Below are 17,858 nucleotides of genomic sequence, written 5' to 3' on the forward strand. Positions count from 1 at the left end.
CTTACGCCGACGTCTGCGAGGCGGTCGCCGGTACAGTAGCGTCAGAACCTACGGTTGCGTAGGTTCAAGGCGGCGGCACGGGAGGCAATCGACATGACGATGTTCGGACTCGACGAGATACCCGTCAAACCTCGCATGCGCGGCTGGATTCACCTGTATGCGTTCGGCGTGGCGGTGGTGTGCGCGATCACTCTCGTCACGCTCGCGTTCAGCATGGTCTCGGTCAGTGCGGGTGTGGCCGTGAGCGTGTATTCCATCACCGTCTGCGGCGTGTTCGGGGTCAGTGCCACTTACCACCGCGTGCACTGGAAGACCACGGCGTCGCAGATCTGGATGAAGCGCGCCGACCATTCGATGATCTTCCTGTTCATCGCGGGTAGCTACACCCCGTTCGCAGTGCTCGGTCTACCCGGATCCACCGGACGCACGTTGCTCGTCGTCGTATGGGCCGGGGCCCTCGCCGGGGTGGCCCTGAAGATGTTGTGGCCCACCGCTCCCCGCTGGGTCGGGGTACCGCTGTACCTGCTCCTCGGCTGGGCGATCGTCCCGGTCGCACCCACGCTGATCGACCACGTCGGCTACGCGCCGTTCGTCTTGCTGCTCGTGGGCGGAGTCTTCTACAGCATCGGAGCCGTGCTGTACGCCACCAAGTGGCCGAATCCATGGCCGACGACCTTCGGCCATCACGAGTTCTTCCACGCGGCAACGGTATTGGCGGCAACCTGCCACCTGGTTGCCGTCTGGCTCGTACTGTTCTGATCGACCTCAGGTGGTTCGGGATGCCTTGTCTCGGTACATCAGTGCGTCGGCGCGCTGAATCAGCCGGTCTCTCGACTCCCCCGGCTCACGTACTGCAACGCCCACGCTCACCGATACCCCGAGCAGATTCGATCCGAACGGCACCGGCTCGCCGCAGATCGCCGACCGCACCGATTCGGTGACTTCGGCGGTGTCGAGGCCCGCCGACCCGTCGAACGTCACCGCGAACACGAATTCGTCTCCCGCGTATCGGCCGACGACGCTCCCGCGCGGCGACCACTGGTGCAGTCGACGGCCCGCTGCCTCGAGCACGGCGTCACCTGCCGGATGTCCGTGCGCGTCGTTGATGGATTTCAACCGATCGACGTCGACGAAGGCCAGGGCAACCGGCAGATCCTCGGCGATCCATTCGTCGACGTGGGCGAGCAGAGGACCTCGTCGCAGCAATCCGGTCAGTTCGTCGCGCTCGGCGCGATCGCGCCAGTGAACGGTGTCGTCGACGACGGGATTGACCAGGTCCAGCAGTGCGACGATGAACCGTCGCCCGGCGATCGTCGAGATTCCGACGTGCATCCAGCAGGAGACGACCTCCCCGTCGACGCGCCGCACTCGACGCAGAGCTCCGATCGGTCGACCGTGGTCGGTGGGGCCTGCCTCGGGGTAGCGGTGCTCGAGTTGGACCGCGATACGCGTCGCCGACGCGCGATCCCCGAGCGGCACGAAATCTGCAACGGGGCGACCGATCATGTCGTCCACGGCGCACCCGAGCACGCCCTCGCACAGGGTGTTGGCACCGACCACCTCGTAGTGCATCGAGTGCACCATGGCCGCCATCGGAACCGCGGCCACGAACTGGGCGACAGCAGCGCGCTGGTCGTCGGTCACTGCCTCGTGCACGGTGTCCGCACGCACCACACCCTCATTCATGACGCCTTCACTCATGACACCGTCGATCCATTGGTAGACGCTCGACCGCCCCAGGCCGAGGAAACTCCCGGCAACAGTACTGTTGCTCCGTCGAAGCATCGACGAGCGTGGTCAACTCCGCAGTGCGAACGGCAATTCTTCGGCAGAGGTCACAGGACGGTCGCACACGAAGCCACGACACACGTACGCCGTTTCGAGGCCGTCGACCGGTGGACGGTCGCTCAGCAGCACCGACGAATCCGTCACGCCTGCGACCACCACGGAACCGCCAGGGGCCAGAGCCCGGACGGCCGAGAGCAGGTCACCGCCGGGTGCCGTCGACACCGCGACCTGAATGGGACCGCGAACGGACGCTTCCGCGACCGCCAACCAGTGGCCACCGGACCTGGGTGCTCGTTCGAGAATCGAGGCCGATCGTGCCAGCGACGCAGCCGCCAGTTCTCCGTACCGCGCCGAGGAGGTGTGATCGACCAGCGCCGCCGCGGTGAGCAGCGCCTCGGCCATCGTCGACGCGCCCGACGGGGTGGCCCCGTCGATCGGGTCACGAGGCCGGGTCACGAGAGTCTCGGCATCGTCGGCGGTGTCGAACCACGCGCCGACGTCGTCCGGGTCGGCGAAGTGGTCGATCGCGGCATCGACGATCGACGTCATACGCTCGGTCCAGACCGTGTCTCCGGTGGCCTGGAACAACGCTGCCGCCGCGACCGCGAGAGCCGCGTAGTCCTCGAGCACACCGGTGGCCTCACCGACTGCACTGCCGAGCGAGGCGCGGCGGACTCGGCCCGACTCGACGTGGCCGGCGAACAGTTGCTCGCCGCACTCGACTGCCGCGTCGACCCATCGCGGTTGCCCCAACCCGGTCCCGGCCTCGACCAACGCCGTGATCGCCAACCCGTTCCACGCGGTGACGACCTTGTCGTCGCGGCCCGGTTGCGGCCGAGTCGCGCGAGCGGCGAACAACGTGCTGCGCACTCGGGCGAACCGGTCGTAGTCCTCGGGTTCGGCGGGCAGCTGCAAGACCGACATGCCGGCCTCGAACGTGCCTGCCGAGTTCACCGCGAACAGCCCTGCTGCCCACACACCGTCCTCGAAGCCGAGTGTCTCGGTCAGTTGCTCCGGAGTCCACGCATACGTCAGACCCTCGATGCCCTCGGTGTCGGCATCGAGTGCCGACGCGAAACAGCCGTTGGCCGTGCGTAATTCACGCAGCATGAACTCCGCGGTGTCCGACGCCACCCGCCGGGCGAGCGCATCGTCGTCGACTCGCGCTGCGTGCGCGTAGAACCGCAACAGCAGAGCGTTGTCGTAGAGCATCTTCTCGAAGTGCGGGACGATCCACTCGGCATCGACGGAGTAGCGCGCGAATCCCCCGCCCAGTTGGTCGTAGATACCCCCGCGCGCCATGGCCGACGCGGTACGGCGCACGACGCCGAGAACCTCGGAGTCGCCGGTGCGCTCGTAGTGCCGGAGCAGACCTTCGAGCAACGCGCCGGGCGGGAACTTCGGTGCCCGGCCGAAGCCGCCGTAGAGGGTGTCCTCGTCGGCGCAGATCGCGGAGACCGAGGCCGCCAATGCATCGGCGTCGATAGGGCGACCGCCTGCGGGCACGCCTGCACTGTGCTTGCGAAGTTCGGTGACGATGTCGGCGGAGGCGTCGAACACCTCCTGTCGCCGCGTCGACCAGGTGTCGGCGATCGCGGTGAGCAACTGCTGGAACGACGGCATTCCCTGACGCGGAGCCGGCGGAAAGTAGGTACCGCAGTAGAAGGGTTCGGTGTCGGGGGTCAGGAAGCACGTCATCGGCCACCCGCCCTGGCCGGTCATCGCAACGGTGGCGTTCATGTACACCGCGTCCAGGTCGGGTCGTTCCTCGCGATCGACCTTGATGCACACGAAATTCTCATTCATCAGCGCCGCGGTCGCCTCGTCCTCGAACGACTCGTGTGCCATGACATGGCACCAGTGGCACGCCGAGTATCCGATCGACAGCAGGATCGGAACATCGCGATCGCGAGCGGACTGCAGTGCCTGCGGTCCCCACTGCTGCCAGTGCACCGGGTTGTCCGCATGTTGCTTCAGATACGGGCTGGTGGACTCACCGAGGGCATTGGCGTCGAGCATCAGGGCTCGTCGGAGACGACGGGTTTGGTTCGGTTCTGTTCCGGTGGAAACGGATCTGCCAATCCGCCGCGATCGGTGCCCTCGTCGAGAGCCTGATCCAACGTCGGATCCTCCTGCTCGAACGTGGCGGGCAGACGCTTGATCTTCTTGTTCATGGACCAGATCAGCAGTGCCGTTCCGACCAACAGCGCGACCAGGATCACCAGACCGATGGGCGAGGACTTACCGAATTCGGGACCGGTCGGCTGCTGGGCGAGGATCGAAACGATCATTTGTCGGTCTCTTCTATTCCGGCGAACAGGTCCGTCTCGGGCAGCGACGTCGTGACCCGAGTGCGGGCCAGCTCGAACTCTTCGGTGGGCCACAGCTTGCGCTGCACGTCCAGCGGCACGGCGAAGAACGAGCCGTTGGGATCGATCTGCGTCGCGTGTGCGCGTAGGGCGTCGTCGCGCTGCTCGAACCAGTCACCGACGGTGACCTGAGTGGTGATGCGGCCGATGATCTCGTCGCGCTGGCCGTCCCACCGCTTCAGCCAGTCCACGAACGGGCTCTCCTCGCCGCGATCGATGAACCAGTCGTGGAACAGCTGCATGCGCTTACGGATGAAGCCGTGGGAGTAGTACAGCTTGAGCGGAGTCCAGGGCTCACCGGCGTCGGGGAAGCGTTCGGGATCGCCCGCTGCCTCCCATGCCGCCATCGAGACCTCGTGGCACCGGATGTGGTCCGGGTGCGGGTACCCGCCGCGTTCGTCGTACGTGGTGATGACGTGCGGCTTGAACTCGCGAACCACCTTCACGAGCGCCTCGGTCGAGACCTCCAACGGGACCAACGCGAAACAGCCGTCGGGAAGCGGCGGGAGCGGATCGCCCTCGGGCAACCCGGAGTCCTCGAACCCGAGCCACGTCTGCTGCACGCCCAGCACTCGGGCGGCCTCGGCCATCTCCTCACGCCGAACCTCGTGGATGCGCTCGTGCACGCCCGGAATGTCCATCGCCGGATTGAGGATGTCTCCCCGCTCGCCACCGGTCAGGGTGACGACCAGAACATCGTGTCCTTCGGCTGCGTAGCGAGCCGTTGTCGCAGCGCCTTTGCTGGATTCGTCGTCGGGATGGGCATGCACTGCCATGAGCCGCAGTCCGGACACGTTCTTCCTCACCTCGGATTCGCCTGATTCTTGCCTGCCCCTATAGTTCCATCTGACGCCGACAGGCCCCCAGCGGCACCCCCGAATCGATCCCGAGAGCGGCCATGACCAACGCACTTCCCGCAGGTAGATACCCGTCGGGTTCAGGCCCGAGCGGTATTCGACAGGCCCCCAAACGTGCGACGAAGATCGCACTGGTGGCACTGGTCCTGCTGGTCGGGCTGGGCGTGGCCTACTACGCGTACAGCAAGTTCTCGGTCAAACCGATCGAGGGCAGTCAGCTCTCGTTCGACATCGTCGACGAGGACACGATGTCGATCAGGTTCAGCGTCACCCGGCAGGATCCCGAGCAGCCCGCTGTCTGCATCGTCCGCGCTCGCTCGCGCGACGGCTCCGAAACCGGCAGGCGCGAGGTGTACATCCCACCGGAGTCGGCGTCCACCACCGTGGAGATGACCACCGAGGTGACGACGTCGGCCGCCCCTGCCGTCGGCGACGTCTACGGCTGCACCCTCGATGTTCCCGAATATTTACGAGCCCGATAGGCGAACTGCCTGTTCGTGGTAAGGTCGGGTCATACACGGCCACCGCAGAAGGTGCCGTGTATTGCTGCATTGCGGGCAGGGTTCACCTGCGAACGATGACGACGGCTCCAGGATGTGGGCCGACCAAGGGGATCCAACCATTGGAGTCCCCTGTTCGTTGCGTGCCCTACCTGCTCAGAAACCGGAATCCGAGCTCGAGATTCCGACTACGAGGGAGTGATCGAGATGACCGAGACCCAGGTGACCTGGCTTACCCAGGAATCACACGACAGGCTCAAGAGCGAACTCGACCAGCTCATTTCCAATCGCCCCGTCATCGCCGCCGAGATCAACGAGCGTCGCGAAGAGGGCGATCTGAAGGAGAACGGCGGCTACCACGCTGCGCGCGAAGAGCAGGGCCAGCAGGAAGCACGTATCCGCCAGCTGCAGGAGCTGCTCAACAACGCGAAGGTCGGCGAGGCACCCACCCAGTCCGGTGTCGCACTGCCCGGCTCGGTCGTCAAGGTCTACTACGACGGCGACGAGTCCGATACCGAGACGTTCCTGATCGCCACCCGCGAAGAGGGTGCCCGCGACAACAAGCTCGAGGTGTACTCCCCCGCGTCACCGCTGGGCGGATCGCTCATCGACGCCAAGGTCGGCGACACCCGTGAGTACACGCTGCCCAACGGCAAGACCATGAAGGTCACCCTCGTCAGCGCGGAGCCGTACCACACCTAGGCCTGCTCACGAGAAGACATGAAAGCACCCCCGGTCGCCGAGCGACCGGGGGTGCTTTTCTGCGTGGATGTCAGGCGGTCATCGTCTTCTGGTACTTGCGCACCGACAGCGGCACGAACACCACGAGCATCAACACGACCCAGATCAGGGTGTAGAGCACGGGGTTCTGCAGTGGCCACACCTCCGGCGGCGGTGCCATCGGGTTGGTGTTGCCGAACTGCTCTCGCACCGCCAACGTCACCGACGAGATCGGATTCCACTCCGCGATGGTCTTGAGCACGGTGGGGAAATTGTCGATCGGGACGAAGGTGTTGGCGATGAACGTCAACGGGAAGATCACGATGAACGACGCGTTGTTGAAGATCTCGGGCGACCGCACGATCAGACCAACCAGGGCCATCACCCACGAGATCGAGTACGCGAACAACAACAGCAGCACGTACCCCAGCAGGGCGTCGAAGAACGAGGACGTGATGCGCCACCCCACGAGGAGTCCGGTGAGCGACATGATCGTGATGGTGACGAGGTTGTTGCCGACATCCGCTGCGGTCCGCCCGATCACCACGGCCGATCGTGCCATCGGCAACGACCGGAACCGATCCATCACGCCCTTCTGCAGATCCTCGGCCAGCGACGACCCGGTGAGGGAGGCACCGAAGATCATCGTCTGTACGAAGATGCCGCCCATCAGGAAGCTCTTGTAGTCGATTCCGGGGACATCGATCGCACTACCGAAGACGTACGCGAACAGCAGGACGAACATGATCGGCGAGAGCGTCGCGAAGAACAGTAGGTCGGGAACTCGCTTGAGCTTGATCAGATTTCGCTTGGTGATGATCGCGGAATCCAGAAGAACGTTGCTCATTTCTCTTCCTCCGCCGTCTCGGGTTCGCCGGTGGTCTGACCGGTCAGACTCAGGAACACATCGTCGAGGTTCGGTCGCCGAAGACCGACGTCGACGACTCCGATTCCGTTGTCCTCCAGCTGGGCCAGCGCCGTGGACAGGTCCTTCGATCCCCCGTTGACGGGCATGACGATCCGGCCCACCTGATCGTCGAGGGTGGGTGGCTCGACGCCGATCGGAGCGAGGATCTGCATCGCTCGCTCGGCCTGGGACCGATCGGTCAACACGAATTCGACTCGCTCGCCGCCGGTTTGGGCCTTGAGCTCGTCGGCCGTGCCACGCGCGATGATCTTGCCCTTGTTCAGCACGATGATCGAATCGGCCAACCGGTCGGCCTCCTCCAAGTACTGGGTGGTCAACAGAATGGTCGTGCCGTCGCGAACGAGATCTGCGATGAACTCCCACATGGTGATTCGACTACGTGGATCGAGTCCGGTGGTCGGTTCGTCGAGGAACACCACCCGTGGTCGACCGATCAGGCTGGCCGCGATGTCGAGTCGCCGACGCATACCTCCCGAGTACTGCTTGGCTGTCCGGTCACGTGCGTATTCCAGGTCGAATCGTGCGAGCAGTTCGTCGGCCCGCTTCTTGGCCTCGGCCTTGCGTAGGCCGAACAGTCGGCCGACCATCTCGAGATTCTCGTACCCGGTCAGGTACTCGTCCACGGCCGCGAACTGACCGGTCAGCCCGATCGTGCTGCGCACCTCGTTGGCCTGCGTCGCCACGTCGAGCCCGAAGATCCGGGCCGAGCCGGATGTCGCTTGCAGCAAGGTGGCGAGAATACGGACCGCCGTGGTCTTTCCCGCGCCGTTGGGGCCGAGCACACCCAGCACCGTGCCCTCGGGAACGGTGAAATCGATCCCGTCGAGCGCGACGTTCTTGCCGTACCGAAGTACGAGGTCCTCTACTTCTATAGCGTTCGCCATGGCCCTCTCCCCGTTTCTCTACTGGTCGGTGTAAGGACTTCCGAACGCGTAGAGATTAACCGGTCTTGATCGGACCGGGCGTCCACAGACCCGAACGCTGGACCTCTTCTGCTGTGATCTGCGCCGCCTGCGCCGTCTCGTCGTACGGGATGTACTGCTCGATCGATCCCCAGTCGCGGTCCCAGTCGCCGTCAAGATACGACGGGATGGTGCGGGCGGAGGCGACGATGTCGATCCACCCGAGCGGCCCACCGCCGAAGTGGTCCTGCCACGCGTTGGTGATGACGGCACCGCTGCGGTCCGGCAGCACCCGGTACTGCGGAACTTCGGCGACCCCGAGGCGGTGATCGAACGGATGCTGGCAGGGGAAGTTGAAGCCGACCTCCCAGTCCAGCATCACCGGAGCGTCACGGCCGACGACCTCGTTCAACGTCTGGGTACGCGGAACCCGCGGCGGCGTGATCGCCAACCACTGGTCGGAATCTCGATCGTTGTCGGCCAGCACGAGCCGAATCGTGTTGGCACCGTTCGGAATCTGATCCATCGGCACACGCAGGTTGCGCCACGACGGCGTCGGGCCGATGTCGATGGGGGTCACCCGACCCTGCGCCTGCCCGTCGACTCCGTACTCGAGTTCGAGGCTCTGCCCGTACGTGACGATGCCGTCGGAGTCCACCGAGCGGATGCGTCCGGCAGCGGCGATCGAGATCAGGTCGCCGGGATCGGCAGGCAGCGCGTACCAGCCGGTCGTCAACGTGGCGGGGGCGTCGGATCCGAACGAACCGAGCACCGGCACGGTGGCCGGATCGAGGCCGAACGGCAATGCGCTACCGCCGGTTCCGGCCCCGGTGGTCGACGTCGGCTGCTGCTGCTCGTCGGTGTCGACGGTGTTCGAGGTACCCGACGCCGAGGACTCCTTGTCTGCGGTGAGATCGCCCGCCACACCGTCGGGGGTGAACCCGTCGTTCTCTTCGCCCAGCGCGGCGAACGCATCCCCGGTGACCGGTTGCAGCACATCGGCATTGGGGTTCGTCTCGAGCAACACGTCGTTGGCAAGGCCGCACGTGTCGCCGGCAAGCGCCGAGAGATTCGATTTCGCGACCGAGTACGACGGCCACTGCGCCACGGCACCCTTGGCCATCGACGCGACGGCCACCAGCACCATCAGTGCTGCCCCGACAGCGATCGGCGGCACCGACCACCATCGCGCCATCGGTTTGTCGGTGCGCACGTACGGCGCGCGGAGATGGAACCAGACGGCTGCGAGCAACAGCAGCAGGGTCAGGCCGAGGAACATGGTCGAGATGCCGAGACCGGCAACGAGGATCGGCTTGTCCCAGAACGGAACTCCCCAGGCCGAGACGTACCAGTACCCGTTGGTTCCGGTGAACGCGACGGCCATCACGAACGAGACCGACGCGGCGAACAGCAGTCGGTTGCGCCGCGATCGCAGTACCGCCGCGCCGGTCGCCACGGCTGCGAGCACCGCAACCGATGCGGCGAGTCCGGCGAAGACCCCGAAGTGGTGGGTCCACTTGGTAGGGGTGATCATCATCAAGGCCATAGCCCCGACGGTGATGCCGACGATCCGCCGCGCCGGTCCCGTTGCGGTACCGGGGATCTTGCCGCCCTTGCGCAGCATGGCGACGACGACCGCGATCAGCGAGACGATCATCACGAACACTCCGAAGCGGCGCGCGAGCGAGCCGTCGATGTCCATGTTCATCAGCCACTGGTAGCGCAGGTACTCGTCGAACCAGGCCTGGCTCGGCCCGGCCGCGTTGTGCACCCGCTGCATCTCGAGCATGCCTGCCACGGTCTGGTTGCCGAATGCGAACACCAGAACCACCGTGCCCGACGCGATCAGCGGGGCGAGCAGTGTCAGCGCGCCCAGTGCGGTACTGCCGAACTCCCGGGCGCGGGCGACGACGATCTGCAACACCGGCCGAGCCCCGGCGATCAGCGGTGCGAAGCAGATGAAACCGGAGGGGCCGCACGTGACCGTCAACGCCGCGATGAGTATCGCCGCGGCCGCGGGCAGCAACCTGCGGGTCGCGATCGAGCGCTCCACCGAACACCACGTCAGTAGTACTCCGAGCGCCACGAACGGCTCCGGACGCAGGCCGTTGTTGTACGGCAGCCAGAACGCGAGCAGCACCAGCCCGCCGGTCCACAGGGCAGTCTTCGAGGCGCGAGCCGCAGCACCGAACCGCGGAATCACCTCGCGACTGATGACGAGCCACGCCACGACCGCGCAGATCAGCGTCTGCAGGCGCATCCAGACACTGGCCGTCGAGACGTGCGACATGATTCCGAACATGTCGTACAGCGGCGTACCGAACGGTGTCTCGGGCACACCGAAGTAGCGGAAGTAGTTGGCCATGTACCCGGCGTGATCGGCCGTACGCGCCATGCCCAGCTGGTAGCCGTCGTCGGAGGTGTTCGCGCCGATCAGATGCCACACCAGCAACGTCCCGATCACCACCGCATCGGCAGCACCGAACGTCCACCAGCGACGCGGCAGGAACCGTCGGGCACGTCGGCCGTCGGACAGGTCGAGGCGGTGCAGCGCCACCAGCGAGATGCCCGTGGCGAGGACCCCGACGATCATCGCGAACCACTTCAGCGCACTGGGTGTGGACGAGAATCGACTGTCGAGCTGCGCTGTCAGCGTCAGACCGTCGACGGTGCCGCGAAGATCGCTGAACACTCCGACCAGCTGCGGCCGAACATCGCCCTCGCGCGTCACGGTGTCGGCACCGGTCAGCCCGACGGTGGTCGCCGTGCCGTTCGAGGTGATCGTCAACGCGCAGTCGTCCGCAGTCGAAGGGCTCAGCTCCGAGATCGGCTTCTCTAGGATAACGGAATCACGCAACGTCACCTTCAGTTGCGATGCCTCACCACCCGTGACCTCGGTGACGAGACCGTAGCGATAGGCGTCGGGCGATCCCTCGGGCGAGGTCGACAGCAACAGCCCGCCGTCGGGCAACAGATTCGCGGCAGCACACGGGACGGTCGCGTCGACGCTGATCGGGGTGTATCCGACGAGCGGAGCCTCGACACTGGCGATCGTGTCCGACTGCGGCCACGTCAGGGAGGACTGTTGCTGCTCGATCGGCAACAGCGGTATCGCGATCGTCAGCAGGATTCCCAGGACTGCGGAGACGATCGCGACGAGCCGAGCCATGCAAATATCTCCCACCGATGTCCTGGTCCAAGTCGCTGATCAAGGTACCAGCCGGGGTCGAGCGAACCCGGCACGCTGATCGTGCGGAAATGTGCTCGACGCAGAACAGTTTCCTTCCGACCGATACTCCGGTTCGGACAACCTTCGCTGTGGCACACTCAGCCCGATGATCAGCCCGATGACGGTGCATGTCGACGACACCGGTGCTGATTCCATTGCCGCGCGAATAACGACCCCATCGGGCGTCGAAGTGCGAGTGAGAACCGAGTCGAATTACTCGCTGGACCATTCCTCCAATCCCTGGCTTCCTCCGCTCCTGACCGCCGGGATGCGCAAAGGGTGGGATGTCGCTTTCGACGGACCCGTGGATTCGACGGCACTTCGAGGTGCATCCGAGGCTCAGAAGATCTTCCTGGACTGGTATCCCAAGCGTTTTCGAGAGGTATCGATGTCGGCGGAACCCGGCCGCGTTGCCACCGGCGCGACGGGAGTGGGTTGTTTCTTCAGCGGGGGCGTCGACAGCTTCTACTCGGCAATCATGGAATCCGACCGCATCACCCACCTGGTCTTCGTGCACGGTTTCGATATCGGTATCGACGACGAGAGTTTGGCGGCCAGAGCCTTGGCCGGAGCCCGAGAGTCGGCGGCGGAATTGGGAAAGCCGTTGATCGAGGTGAAGACCACGATCAGGTCGGCCTTCGCCGACCGACTGCCTCTCGATTGGGGATACGACTTCCACGGTGCCGCGTTGGCGCACGTCGGTCTGGCGTTGTCGCAGCACCTGAGCACCGTCATCATCCCGTCCTCGAACTGCCGCGAGGAACTCGCACCGTGGGGCTCTCATCCCGACCTCGACCCGTTGTGGTCGAGTAGCTCGGTCGCCTTCGAGCATCACGAACTCGATCTGCACCGTTTGGGCAAAATTCGTCGAATCGGCGAGAACCGGACCGCGATGAACCATTTGCGGGTCTGCTGGGAGAACCTCGACGGGGAATTCAATTGCGGCCGATGTGCCAAATGCGTTCGCACCCAGATCGGGCTGGCGGCCGCGGGTGCGCGGTGCACGACTTTCCCCGAAACCATGGATGTGCGCGCTGTGGCTCGAATGCACATGAGAAGCCGCGATCGCGGCTACCTGAGAACCTCACTCGCGGCGATGCAGGATGCCGGTGTCACCGACACAGAACTGCAGCGGGCCGTGAACACAGCAATACGCCGAAGCCATTGGACCCCGGCGCTTCTCTACGTGCGTAGTGCAGGTTCGTATATCGGCCAGGTGATCCGTCGAAGTCTGCGGCGTTGAATCGGTTGTGTCGACCAGCAGGTCAGTTCTCCACGTGCACTGCGTATCCGGCCGCACCGAGAGCATCGAGCACCGAGCCGCGGTGGTCCGGTCCGCGGGTCTCGACGGTCAACATCACGTCGACCTCCTCGAGCCCCAGGCGTCCGCCCGTACGGGAGTGGACGACGTCGACAACGCTGGCACCGGCGTCGCGCACCACGCCGAGCACCCCGGTGAGTCCGCCCGGCTTGTCCGAAATCGTCACGCGCACAGCGAGATAGCGTCCACCCGCCCGGAGACCATGAGTGATGACGTGGGTGAGCAGCAGCGGGTCGATGTTTCCGCCGGAGAGGACGGCGCACACCGAACCGGTCAATCCGAGCTCGTCCGCGGAATGCGTCATCAGCGCTGCCACCGCTGCCGCCCCGGCCGGTTCCACGATCAGTTTCGCGCGTTCGATGCACAGCACCAACGCCCGCGACAGCGCATCCTCGCTGACGGTCACCACGTCGTCGACCCATCCCTGCACGTGATCGAACGGCACCGATCCGGGCAGGCCGATCGCGATGCCGTCGGCCATCGTCGACATCGATGTCAACGCGATCGGATGACCCGCCTTCAGCGATGCAGGCCACGCGGCAGCACCCTCGGCCTGCACGCCGACGATCCTGATACCGGGCTTGGTCAGCTTCACCGCGGCGGCGACACCGGCCAACAGTCCACCGCCGCCGGTGGGGATCACGATGGTGCCGACGTCCGGCATCTGCTGCAGCAGTTCGGTACCCAACGTCGCCTGCCCCGCGACGATGTCGAGGTGGTCGAACGGATGAATGAGAGTGGCACCGGTGCGTTCGGCGAATTCCCTCGCCGACTTCAGCGCCTCGTCCACCGTGTTGCCCACCAGATGAACAGTCGCGCCGTAGGCCTTGGTGGCGACGAGCTTCGGTAGCGACACGCCTACCGGCATGAACACCGTCGAGTCGATCCCAACCTGAGAGGCGGCCCACGCCACACCCTGAGCGTGATTGCCCGCGCTGGCCGCGACGACACCGCGGGCGCGCTGCTCGGCGTCGAGCCGGGCAATGCGGTTGTACGCCCCGCGCGGCTTGAACGATCCGGTGCGCTGCAGGTTCTCGCACTTGAGCCGCACCTCGTGGCCGGTCAGGTCCGACAGAATTCGCGAGGCCACCACAGGGGTCCGGCGCATGACCGGCTCCAGCAGCTCCTCGGCCGACGCGATATCCGACGCGGTCACCCGCACAATTTCCGACACGGTCGCAGTATGCCAGGAACAATTACTCTCGTGACGTCATCCGCCACCGGTCGTCACTACAGTTGTGGAGCGCGTGCCGCACCACGGCGAGCCGCGACGGGCGCAAAGGATTCTCTGAACATGACGCAGGCTGGATCCGACGAGGTCGACGACGGCCGCGAAGTGCGTGGCAGCGTCGAGATCAAGGATCGGGCCATGTCGCGGACTGCCATCGCGGCGGCATCGAAGGATCCTCGGGTCACGCGCACCACCGGCGGCTTGTCGCGACTGACCGGGCGAGAACTCCCCCGCGCCGACGTCACCCTCGGCGAGGACACGATTGCCGTCAACCTCTACATCGGGGTGACCTGGCCGTCGCAGATCACCGAGGTGACCGAATCCGTGCACGCCACCGTCGAGGCCGCGTTGGCGACGATGACGGGCCTGCACGTGCATCGAGTGAACGTCCTGGTATCGGACACCACACTGGACACCGGCCCCTCGCCCACCTCGAATACCGAAGCATCGCAGCCCATCTCACCTCGACCACCCACTGCTGGCCCGGCCGCGATGCCGTTGGCACTGTTGTTCGGGTTCGCCCTCCTCGGTGTGGCCTTTGTCGCCGGCCGGGAATTCCTGATCGCACACGGCAACCTCGGTGGTAGCCCGTGGATCGCCGACGCGGTGTCCTGGATCTCCCGATTGCACTGGCAGAGTTGGATGATCGCCGCCGCGACCGGAGCCGCCGTCGTCGGGTTGTTCGTCGTGTTCATCGGGGTCAAGCCCCGAACGAGAACGCATTCCGGCCTGGGCGAGTCGGCGTCGACCGTGTGGGCCACGCCGACCGACATCGCTCGATTGTGCAGTGCTGCAGCACAGTCGACCCGCGGAGTCGTGGACGCGCACACCGTCGTCACCCGGAAGAAGATCGAAGTTCGGGTAGAGCGTGACGCTGCGTACGATGCCGACCGTATCGACGTCGGCGTGCGCGAGGCACTCGCTCCTGTGCTGTCCGTTGCTGCGGGCGAGCGCCGGCTGACGGTGAAGCAGTCGGTGGCAGCACCGACGAGGGTCTCGTGATGAAGACCTTCGTTGCCGGTGTCGACCGACTCCTCGCCATCGCGGCCGGGGCCGGGTTGATCGCGGGAGGTAGCTTCGCGCTGGCCTGGCATTACGACGTCCCCTGGGCACGAGAGATGCTCTCTCGCTTCGATCGTGCGCGAATCGCCGCCCTACCGGAACAGGGCTGGTGGGTGCCGACCCTGGCCGTGGTCGGCTGCATCTCCGTTGTCCTGGCACTGCTTCTGTTGGTCGGCAACTTCTCTCCGCGCACGACCGGAACGGCAAGCGTCATCGAGAAGCCCCACTTCTCGGCGCACGTGGACCTGAGCGCCATCGCGTCGGGCGTCGCCGCGGAGCTGGCCGAGTTCCCCGGTGTCCGACGCGCCCGCGGTACGGCGATCGACGATCGGGGAATGCCCACCATCACCGTATCGGTCCATGCTGCAGCCGATTTCGATGTCGTGGCCTTCACCGCCCGGGCCGAAGCCCGTGCCGCCTTCGTGGCCGAATCACTCGCCGGTGCACACGTCGCCACTCGCATTCAACTGCACGTCGACAAGCGGCGGTAGCGCGGCCGCGCAGCGTTGCGACAGGCCTGGCCACCTGTCCCTTCTGTCGGATTCACCGGTACGGTGTCGATACACGGCCCGAAGCAGGGAAGATCCGCGGAGCTCGACTCGAGTGGAAGGGAGTCCGCCTCGATGGGGCGTAGGAACGGCGACTGGCTGTTGATTCTTCTCGAACCGGATTCGGTGGCGTGCGTGGTGGCGGTAGGGACGACGCAGAAGAGCAAGGTTCCCATGGCGGTGTTCCTGAGGAGGTCGTCCGACTCGATCCACGCACGCGATGCGGTTGCTCGGTGCGCAGAATCGGGCAGGGATGTGGACACCGAATGCGGGCCGGGCAGGTACGTGTCGGCTCGTCCGATTCTCGGTGACGACGGTACGGTCCAGGCGGTGTGGGCCAGACTGCATCCGGGCACGTGCGACTCTCCGCCGTCGAATGCTTGGGCCTTTCGCTGGAATCTGACTCGCGGCACTGCCCACTCCAAGGACTCCCCGGCGCTGAATGCCGATGTGGCGCACTTGTCGGTAGCAGAAGCGATGGCAACGTTGGATTTCGGATTGCGAGCCACCGACGTCCTCGCGATGCTGGTATCCAGCACAGTCGGCGACACAGTGGATCTCGACGCCACTCAGCGTTGGACCACGGACGAGCTACATCGAATTCGCGTGCTGGCGCACACCACCGTCGAAGGGGAAGCTCGTCACCTGCGTGGCATCGCAATCGACCGCGGTCCGTTCGTCATGAACCATCCATCCCCTACCGGAGTCCAGGAGACGATGAGCGGGCTCGTAGCGGGTGCCTCGGTCATCGCACGACGCCACACCGCAATAGTCGATCTGTGCACCCTGGAGACCTTGTACTGGCACGGCCCGCCGCCACCGTCCATCGCCTGGAATCTCGACCCGACCGACCCGCGACCGCGAGTGCACCCGGACGACGACGGAGCAGTCGACGCACTCGCGAAATCAGTGTCCCGGGCCGACGGCGCAGGAGACGAACCGAGCATCACCGTCCGGTTCAGAGACCGAAACGGTGGCTACACCACCCACTCGGTGACCGCGTGCGCTCTGCCGATTCTCCCTGACGACGAAGAACCTCGGCTCGCGCTGGTGACGGTGACCGAGGCCTGTATCTGATCGCGCGCAGCGCTGGCGCTTCGGCACCGACGGGTTTAAAGTTCGGTGTGTTACGCAAAGACTCGGTCAACGAGGCGTAACCCGCGACCTACCTTGTGTCTCTCGGGATGGTCCGCACAACTACAGATCGCCGGACGAGCGTGCGCTCTCGTTCCAGGCCGATCCCATCGAGTACGCAACCGGCCCATATCCGTTGTGGCCCCATATTCGTTGTGGCACTGCACCCGGCTCGGTCCGAACGACAGCCACCATCACGTCGCCGAATCGCCCCCCTACTCACGAACGGGAGACATCATGAACCGCATTTCTGCTCGGACTCGCACCGCATCCATCGCCCTGATCGCCGGCTCGATGATCGCCGTGACGTCGATGAGCGGAGCCGCTGTTGCTCTTGCTCAACCCGCGCCACCCGCGGTGTCCGCCACCGTCGAGGAATTCGTCCCCGTGAGCGCAGAAGAAGTTGCCTCGCTCAATGCTTCGCTGGCAGAACAGGGCCGCAATCCACTCCCCGCCGGCACAGCCGGCTTTCAGATCAGCGATGATGCGACTGTGACGATCGTCGACGAGACCGGCAAGGTCCTCGACCGGCAGCCGACTCCCACGGGACCTCAGGCCCGTGGAGTCACCGATGAAATCAAGCGAGTAGTCGGTGCCTGCCTCGGAATCGACTTCTTCGGCGCAGTCGGTGCTTGGGAGGCGATCGAAAGCCAGGTGAACTCGTGGGACAAGGCTGCCAAGTTCGTCCTGAGGCGAGTCGGGCTGATCGCCGCATTGTCCTGCGGCGGCGGAATATTCGCGGAGTACCTACTCTGACATGCCCTTCTCCCCAGGAAAGGAACGATTGCCATGACAGCTCCCACCCGAAACAAGTTCGAGCGATGGTCCGGCGGGATGCCCCTCGCCGCCCCGGTGGCATTCGGGGCAGTGCTGTTGATCGCCAGTGTCTCGTCGAAGCTCGGTGGCAGCTCCCTCTTCTTCTTCGCCCCTCTGGCCCTCGTCACCTCGGGAACGATGGTGTGGCTCGGAGCCCGACGTGATCCGACGCGAGACCACCTCGCTCACGTCACCGTCGGGTCGGGACTGCTGGTGGGATGCGGCGTCGTCGTCGCCGTGTGTGGTCTCGCAGGCGGACTGATGCTGGACTCACCGACGTTCTGGGCGTCCATAGCCGTCGTTGCAGCAATTGCGGCACCGATCAGCGCAGGCATCAGTCCATTCTCGTCGCCGAGGGGCTAGTGCCTGCGGCAGTGGTGGGGGGGGGGGGGGGGCGGCGGGCCCGGCCGCGCCCCCCCCGCCCGGCCCCGGAACACCCGCCCCCCGGCCCCG

17 protein-coding genes are annotated in these 17,858 nt (G+C 65.4%); 9 read left to right on the forward strand and 8 right to left on the reverse strand.

Annotation, left to right across the window (positions count from 1 at the left end; translation table 11 throughout):
- Positions 1-93: 93 nt before the first annotated feature.
- Positions 94-759 (forward strand): hemolysin III family protein, encoded by a 666-nt coding sequence (locus AB0362_RS25585; RefSeq protein ID WP_068052828.1) that lies wholly within the window; start codon positions 94-96, stop codon positions 757-759.
- Positions 760-765: 6 nt separating this feature from the next.
- Here AB0362_RS25585 and AB0362_RS25590 read toward each other — a convergent pair whose 3' ends face one another.
- The 4 genes from AB0362_RS25590 to mca form a co-directional block, all read right to left on the reverse strand.
- A complete protein-coding gene (locus tag AB0362_RS25590; RefSeq protein ID WP_317533322.1) occupies positions 766-1,701 on the reverse strand; it encodes a GGDEF domain-containing protein in 936 nt (311 codons plus the stop codon).
- A gap of 96 nt (positions 1,702-1,797) precedes the next feature.
- The gene (locus AB0362_RS25595; protein WP_317533323.1) at positions 1,798-3,807 is read right to left on the reverse strand and encodes a thioredoxin domain-containing protein; all 2,010 of its coding nucleotides are present in this window, start codon (positions 3,805-3,807) and stop codon (positions 1,798-1,800) included.
- Positions 3,807-4,079 carry a hypothetical protein gene (locus tag AB0362_RS25600; protein ID WP_300525448.1) on the reverse strand — a complete coding sequence of 91 codons (273 nt, stop codon included), beginning with the start codon at positions 4,077-4,079 and terminating at the stop codon, positions 3,807-3,809. Before AB0362_RS25600 ends, AB0362_RS25595 begins: the two co-directional genes overlap by 1 nt.
- On the reverse strand, positions 4,076-4,951 hold the full coding sequence (gene mca / locus AB0362_RS25605; RefSeq protein ID WP_176460389.1) for a mycothiol conjugate amidase Mca: 876 nt from the start codon (positions 4,949-4,951) through the stop codon (positions 4,076-4,078). The genes AB0362_RS25600 and mca overlap by 4 nt, the downstream gene beginning before the upstream one ends.
- 104 nt (positions 4,952-5,055) lie before the next feature.
- Here mca and AB0362_RS25610 point away from each other — a divergent pair, with 104 nt between their 5' ends.
- A complete protein-coding gene (locus tag AB0362_RS25610; RefSeq protein ID WP_068052817.1) occupies positions 5,056-5,496 on the forward strand; it encodes a DUF4307 domain-containing protein in 441 nt (146 codons plus the stop codon).
- A gap of 225 nt (positions 5,497-5,721) precedes the next feature.
- Positions 5,722-6,216, forward strand: coding sequence for a transcription elongation factor GreA (greA, locus tag AB0362_RS25615; RefSeq protein WP_032394210.1), 495 nt, complete (start codon positions 5,722-5,724; stop codon positions 6,214-6,216).
- A gap of 70 nt (positions 6,217-6,286) precedes the next feature.
- On the opposite strand, the gene AB0362_RS25620 is transcribed toward greA, so the two are convergent.
- From AB0362_RS25620 to AB0362_RS25630, 3 genes are read right to left on the reverse strand one after another with little or no spacing between them, the layout of a single operon-like run.
- Positions 6,287-7,081 (reverse strand): ABC transporter permease, encoded by a 795-nt coding sequence (locus tag AB0362_RS25620; protein WP_094669390.1) that lies wholly within the window; start codon positions 7,079-7,081, stop codon positions 6,287-6,289.
- On the reverse strand, positions 7,078-8,046 hold the full coding sequence (locus AB0362_RS25625) for an ATP-binding cassette domain-containing protein (protein WP_068052812.1): 969 nt from the start codon (positions 8,044-8,046) through the stop codon (positions 7,078-7,080). The genes AB0362_RS25620 and AB0362_RS25625 overlap by 4 nt, the downstream gene beginning before the upstream one ends.
- Before the next feature lie 55 nt (positions 8,047-8,101).
- Positions 8,102-11,233, reverse strand: a complete 3,132-nt coding sequence (locus AB0362_RS25630; RefSeq protein ID WP_317533324.1) for an arabinosyltransferase domain-containing protein — start codon at positions 11,231-11,233, stop codon at positions 8,102-8,104.
- Positions 11,234-11,399: 166 nt separating this feature from the next.
- Between AB0362_RS25630 and AB0362_RS25635 the strand changes: the two genes are divergently transcribed.
- Positions 11,400-12,536: a hypothetical protein gene (locus AB0362_RS25635; protein ID WP_317533325.1), complete on the forward strand. Its 1,137-nt coding sequence runs from the start codon at positions 11,400-11,402 to the stop codon at positions 12,534-12,536.
- A 22-nt stretch (positions 12,537-12,558) separates the two neighbouring features.
- Here the strand turns inward: AB0362_RS25635 and ilvA are convergent, their stop codons facing one another.
- Complete coding sequence (gene ilvA, locus AB0362_RS25640) at positions 12,559-13,722, reverse strand: threonine ammonia-lyase (protein ID WP_218829037.1); 1,164 nt, start codon at positions 13,720-13,722, stop codon at positions 12,559-12,561.
- 186 nt (positions 13,723-13,908) lie between these two features.
- Here ilvA and AB0362_RS25645 point away from each other — a divergent pair, with 186 nt between their 5' ends.
- The 5 genes from AB0362_RS25645 to AB0362_RS25665 all read left to right on the forward strand — a co-directional run bounded on the left by AB0362_RS25645 (position 13,909) and on the right by AB0362_RS25665 (position 17,768).
- Positions 13,909-14,847 (forward strand): Asp23/Gls24 family envelope stress response protein, encoded by a 939-nt coding sequence (locus AB0362_RS25645; RefSeq protein WP_317533326.1) that lies wholly within the window; start codon positions 13,909-13,911, stop codon positions 14,845-14,847.
- Positions 14,847-15,398 (forward strand): hypothetical protein, encoded by a 552-nt coding sequence (locus AB0362_RS25650; RefSeq protein ID WP_149407542.1) that lies wholly within the window; start codon positions 14,847-14,849, stop codon positions 15,396-15,398. Before AB0362_RS25645 ends, AB0362_RS25650 begins: the two co-directional genes overlap by 1 nt.
- A 132-nt stretch (positions 15,399-15,530) precedes the next feature.
- On the forward strand, positions 15,531-16,532 hold the full coding sequence (locus AB0362_RS25655; protein WP_317533327.1) for a GAF domain-containing protein: 1,002 nt from the start codon (positions 15,531-15,533) through the stop codon (positions 16,530-16,532).
- A gap of 294 nt (positions 16,533-16,826) precedes the next feature.
- The gene (locus AB0362_RS25660) at positions 16,827-17,345 is read left to right on the forward strand and encodes a hypothetical protein (protein ID WP_149407540.1); all 519 of its coding nucleotides are present in this window, start codon (positions 16,827-16,829) and stop codon (positions 17,343-17,345) included.
- A 33-nt stretch (positions 17,346-17,378) separates the two neighbouring features.
- Positions 17,379-17,768 (forward strand): hypothetical protein, encoded by a 390-nt coding sequence (locus AB0362_RS25665; RefSeq protein ID WP_149407539.1) that lies wholly within the window; start codon positions 17,379-17,381, stop codon positions 17,766-17,768.
- The last annotated feature ends 90 nt before the right edge of the window (positions 17,769-17,858 follow it).

The organism is Rhodococcus sp. NPDC079359, from assembly GCF_040702585.1.
Taxonomy (GTDB): Bacteria; Actinomycetota; Actinomycetes; order Mycobacteriales; family Mycobacteriaceae; genus Rhodococcoides.

Coding starts and splice junctions, on each gene's coding strand:
- AB0362_RS25585 (WP_068052828.1), top strand. CDS start 94: ATGACGATGTTCGGACTCGACGAGATACCCGTCAAACCTCGCATGCGC.
- AB0362_RS25590 (WP_317533322.1), bottom strand. CDS start 1,701: ATGAGTGAAGGCGTCATGAATGAGGGTGTGGTGCGTGCGGACACCGTG.
- AB0362_RS25595 (WP_317533323.1), bottom strand. CDS start 3,807: ATGCTCGACGCCAATGCCCTCGGTGAGTCCACCAGCCCGTATCTGAAG.
- AB0362_RS25600 (WP_300525448.1), bottom strand. CDS start 4,079: ATGATCGTTTCGATCCTCGCCCAGCAGCCGACCGGTCCCGAATTCGGT.
- AB0362_RS25610 (WP_068052817.1), top strand. CDS start 5,056: ATGACCAACGCACTTCCCGCAGGTAGATACCCGTCGGGTTCAGGCCCG.
- greA (WP_032394210.1), top strand. CDS start 5,722: ATGACCGAGACCCAGGTGACCTGGCTTACCCAGGAATCACACGACAGG.
- AB0362_RS25620 (WP_094669390.1), bottom strand. CDS start 7,081: ATGAGCAACGTTCTTCTGGATTCCGCGATCATCACCAAGCGAAATCTG.
- AB0362_RS25625 (WP_068052812.1), bottom strand. CDS start 8,046: ATGGCGAACGCTATAGAAGTAGAGGACCTCGTACTTCGGTACGGCAAG.
- AB0362_RS25630 (WP_317533324.1), bottom strand. CDS start 11,233: ATGGCTCGGCTCGTCGCGATCGTCTCCGCAGTCCTGGGAATCCTGCTG.
- AB0362_RS25635 (WP_317533325.1), top strand. CDS start 11,400: ATGATCAGCCCGATGACGGTGCATGTCGACGACACCGGTGCTGATTCC.
- ilvA (WP_218829037.1), bottom strand. CDS start 13,722: ATGCGCCGGACCCCTGTGGTGGCCTCGCGAATTCTGTCGGACCTGACC.
- AB0362_RS25645 (WP_317533326.1), top strand. CDS start 13,909: ATGACGCAGGCTGGATCCGACGAGGTCGACGACGGCCGCGAAGTGCGT.
- AB0362_RS25650 (WP_149407542.1), top strand. CDS start 14,847: ATGAAGACCTTCGTTGCCGGTGTCGACCGACTCCTCGCCATCGCGGCC.
- AB0362_RS25655 (WP_317533327.1), top strand. CDS start 15,531: ATGGGGCGTAGGAACGGCGACTGGCTGTTGATTCTTCTCGAACCGGAT.
- AB0362_RS25660 (WP_149407540.1), top strand. CDS start 16,827: ATGAACCGCATTTCTGCTCGGACTCGCACCGCATCCATCGCCCTGATC.
- AB0362_RS25665 (WP_149407539.1), top strand. CDS start 17,379: ATGACAGCTCCCACCCGAAACAAGTTCGAGCGATGGTCCGGCGGGATG.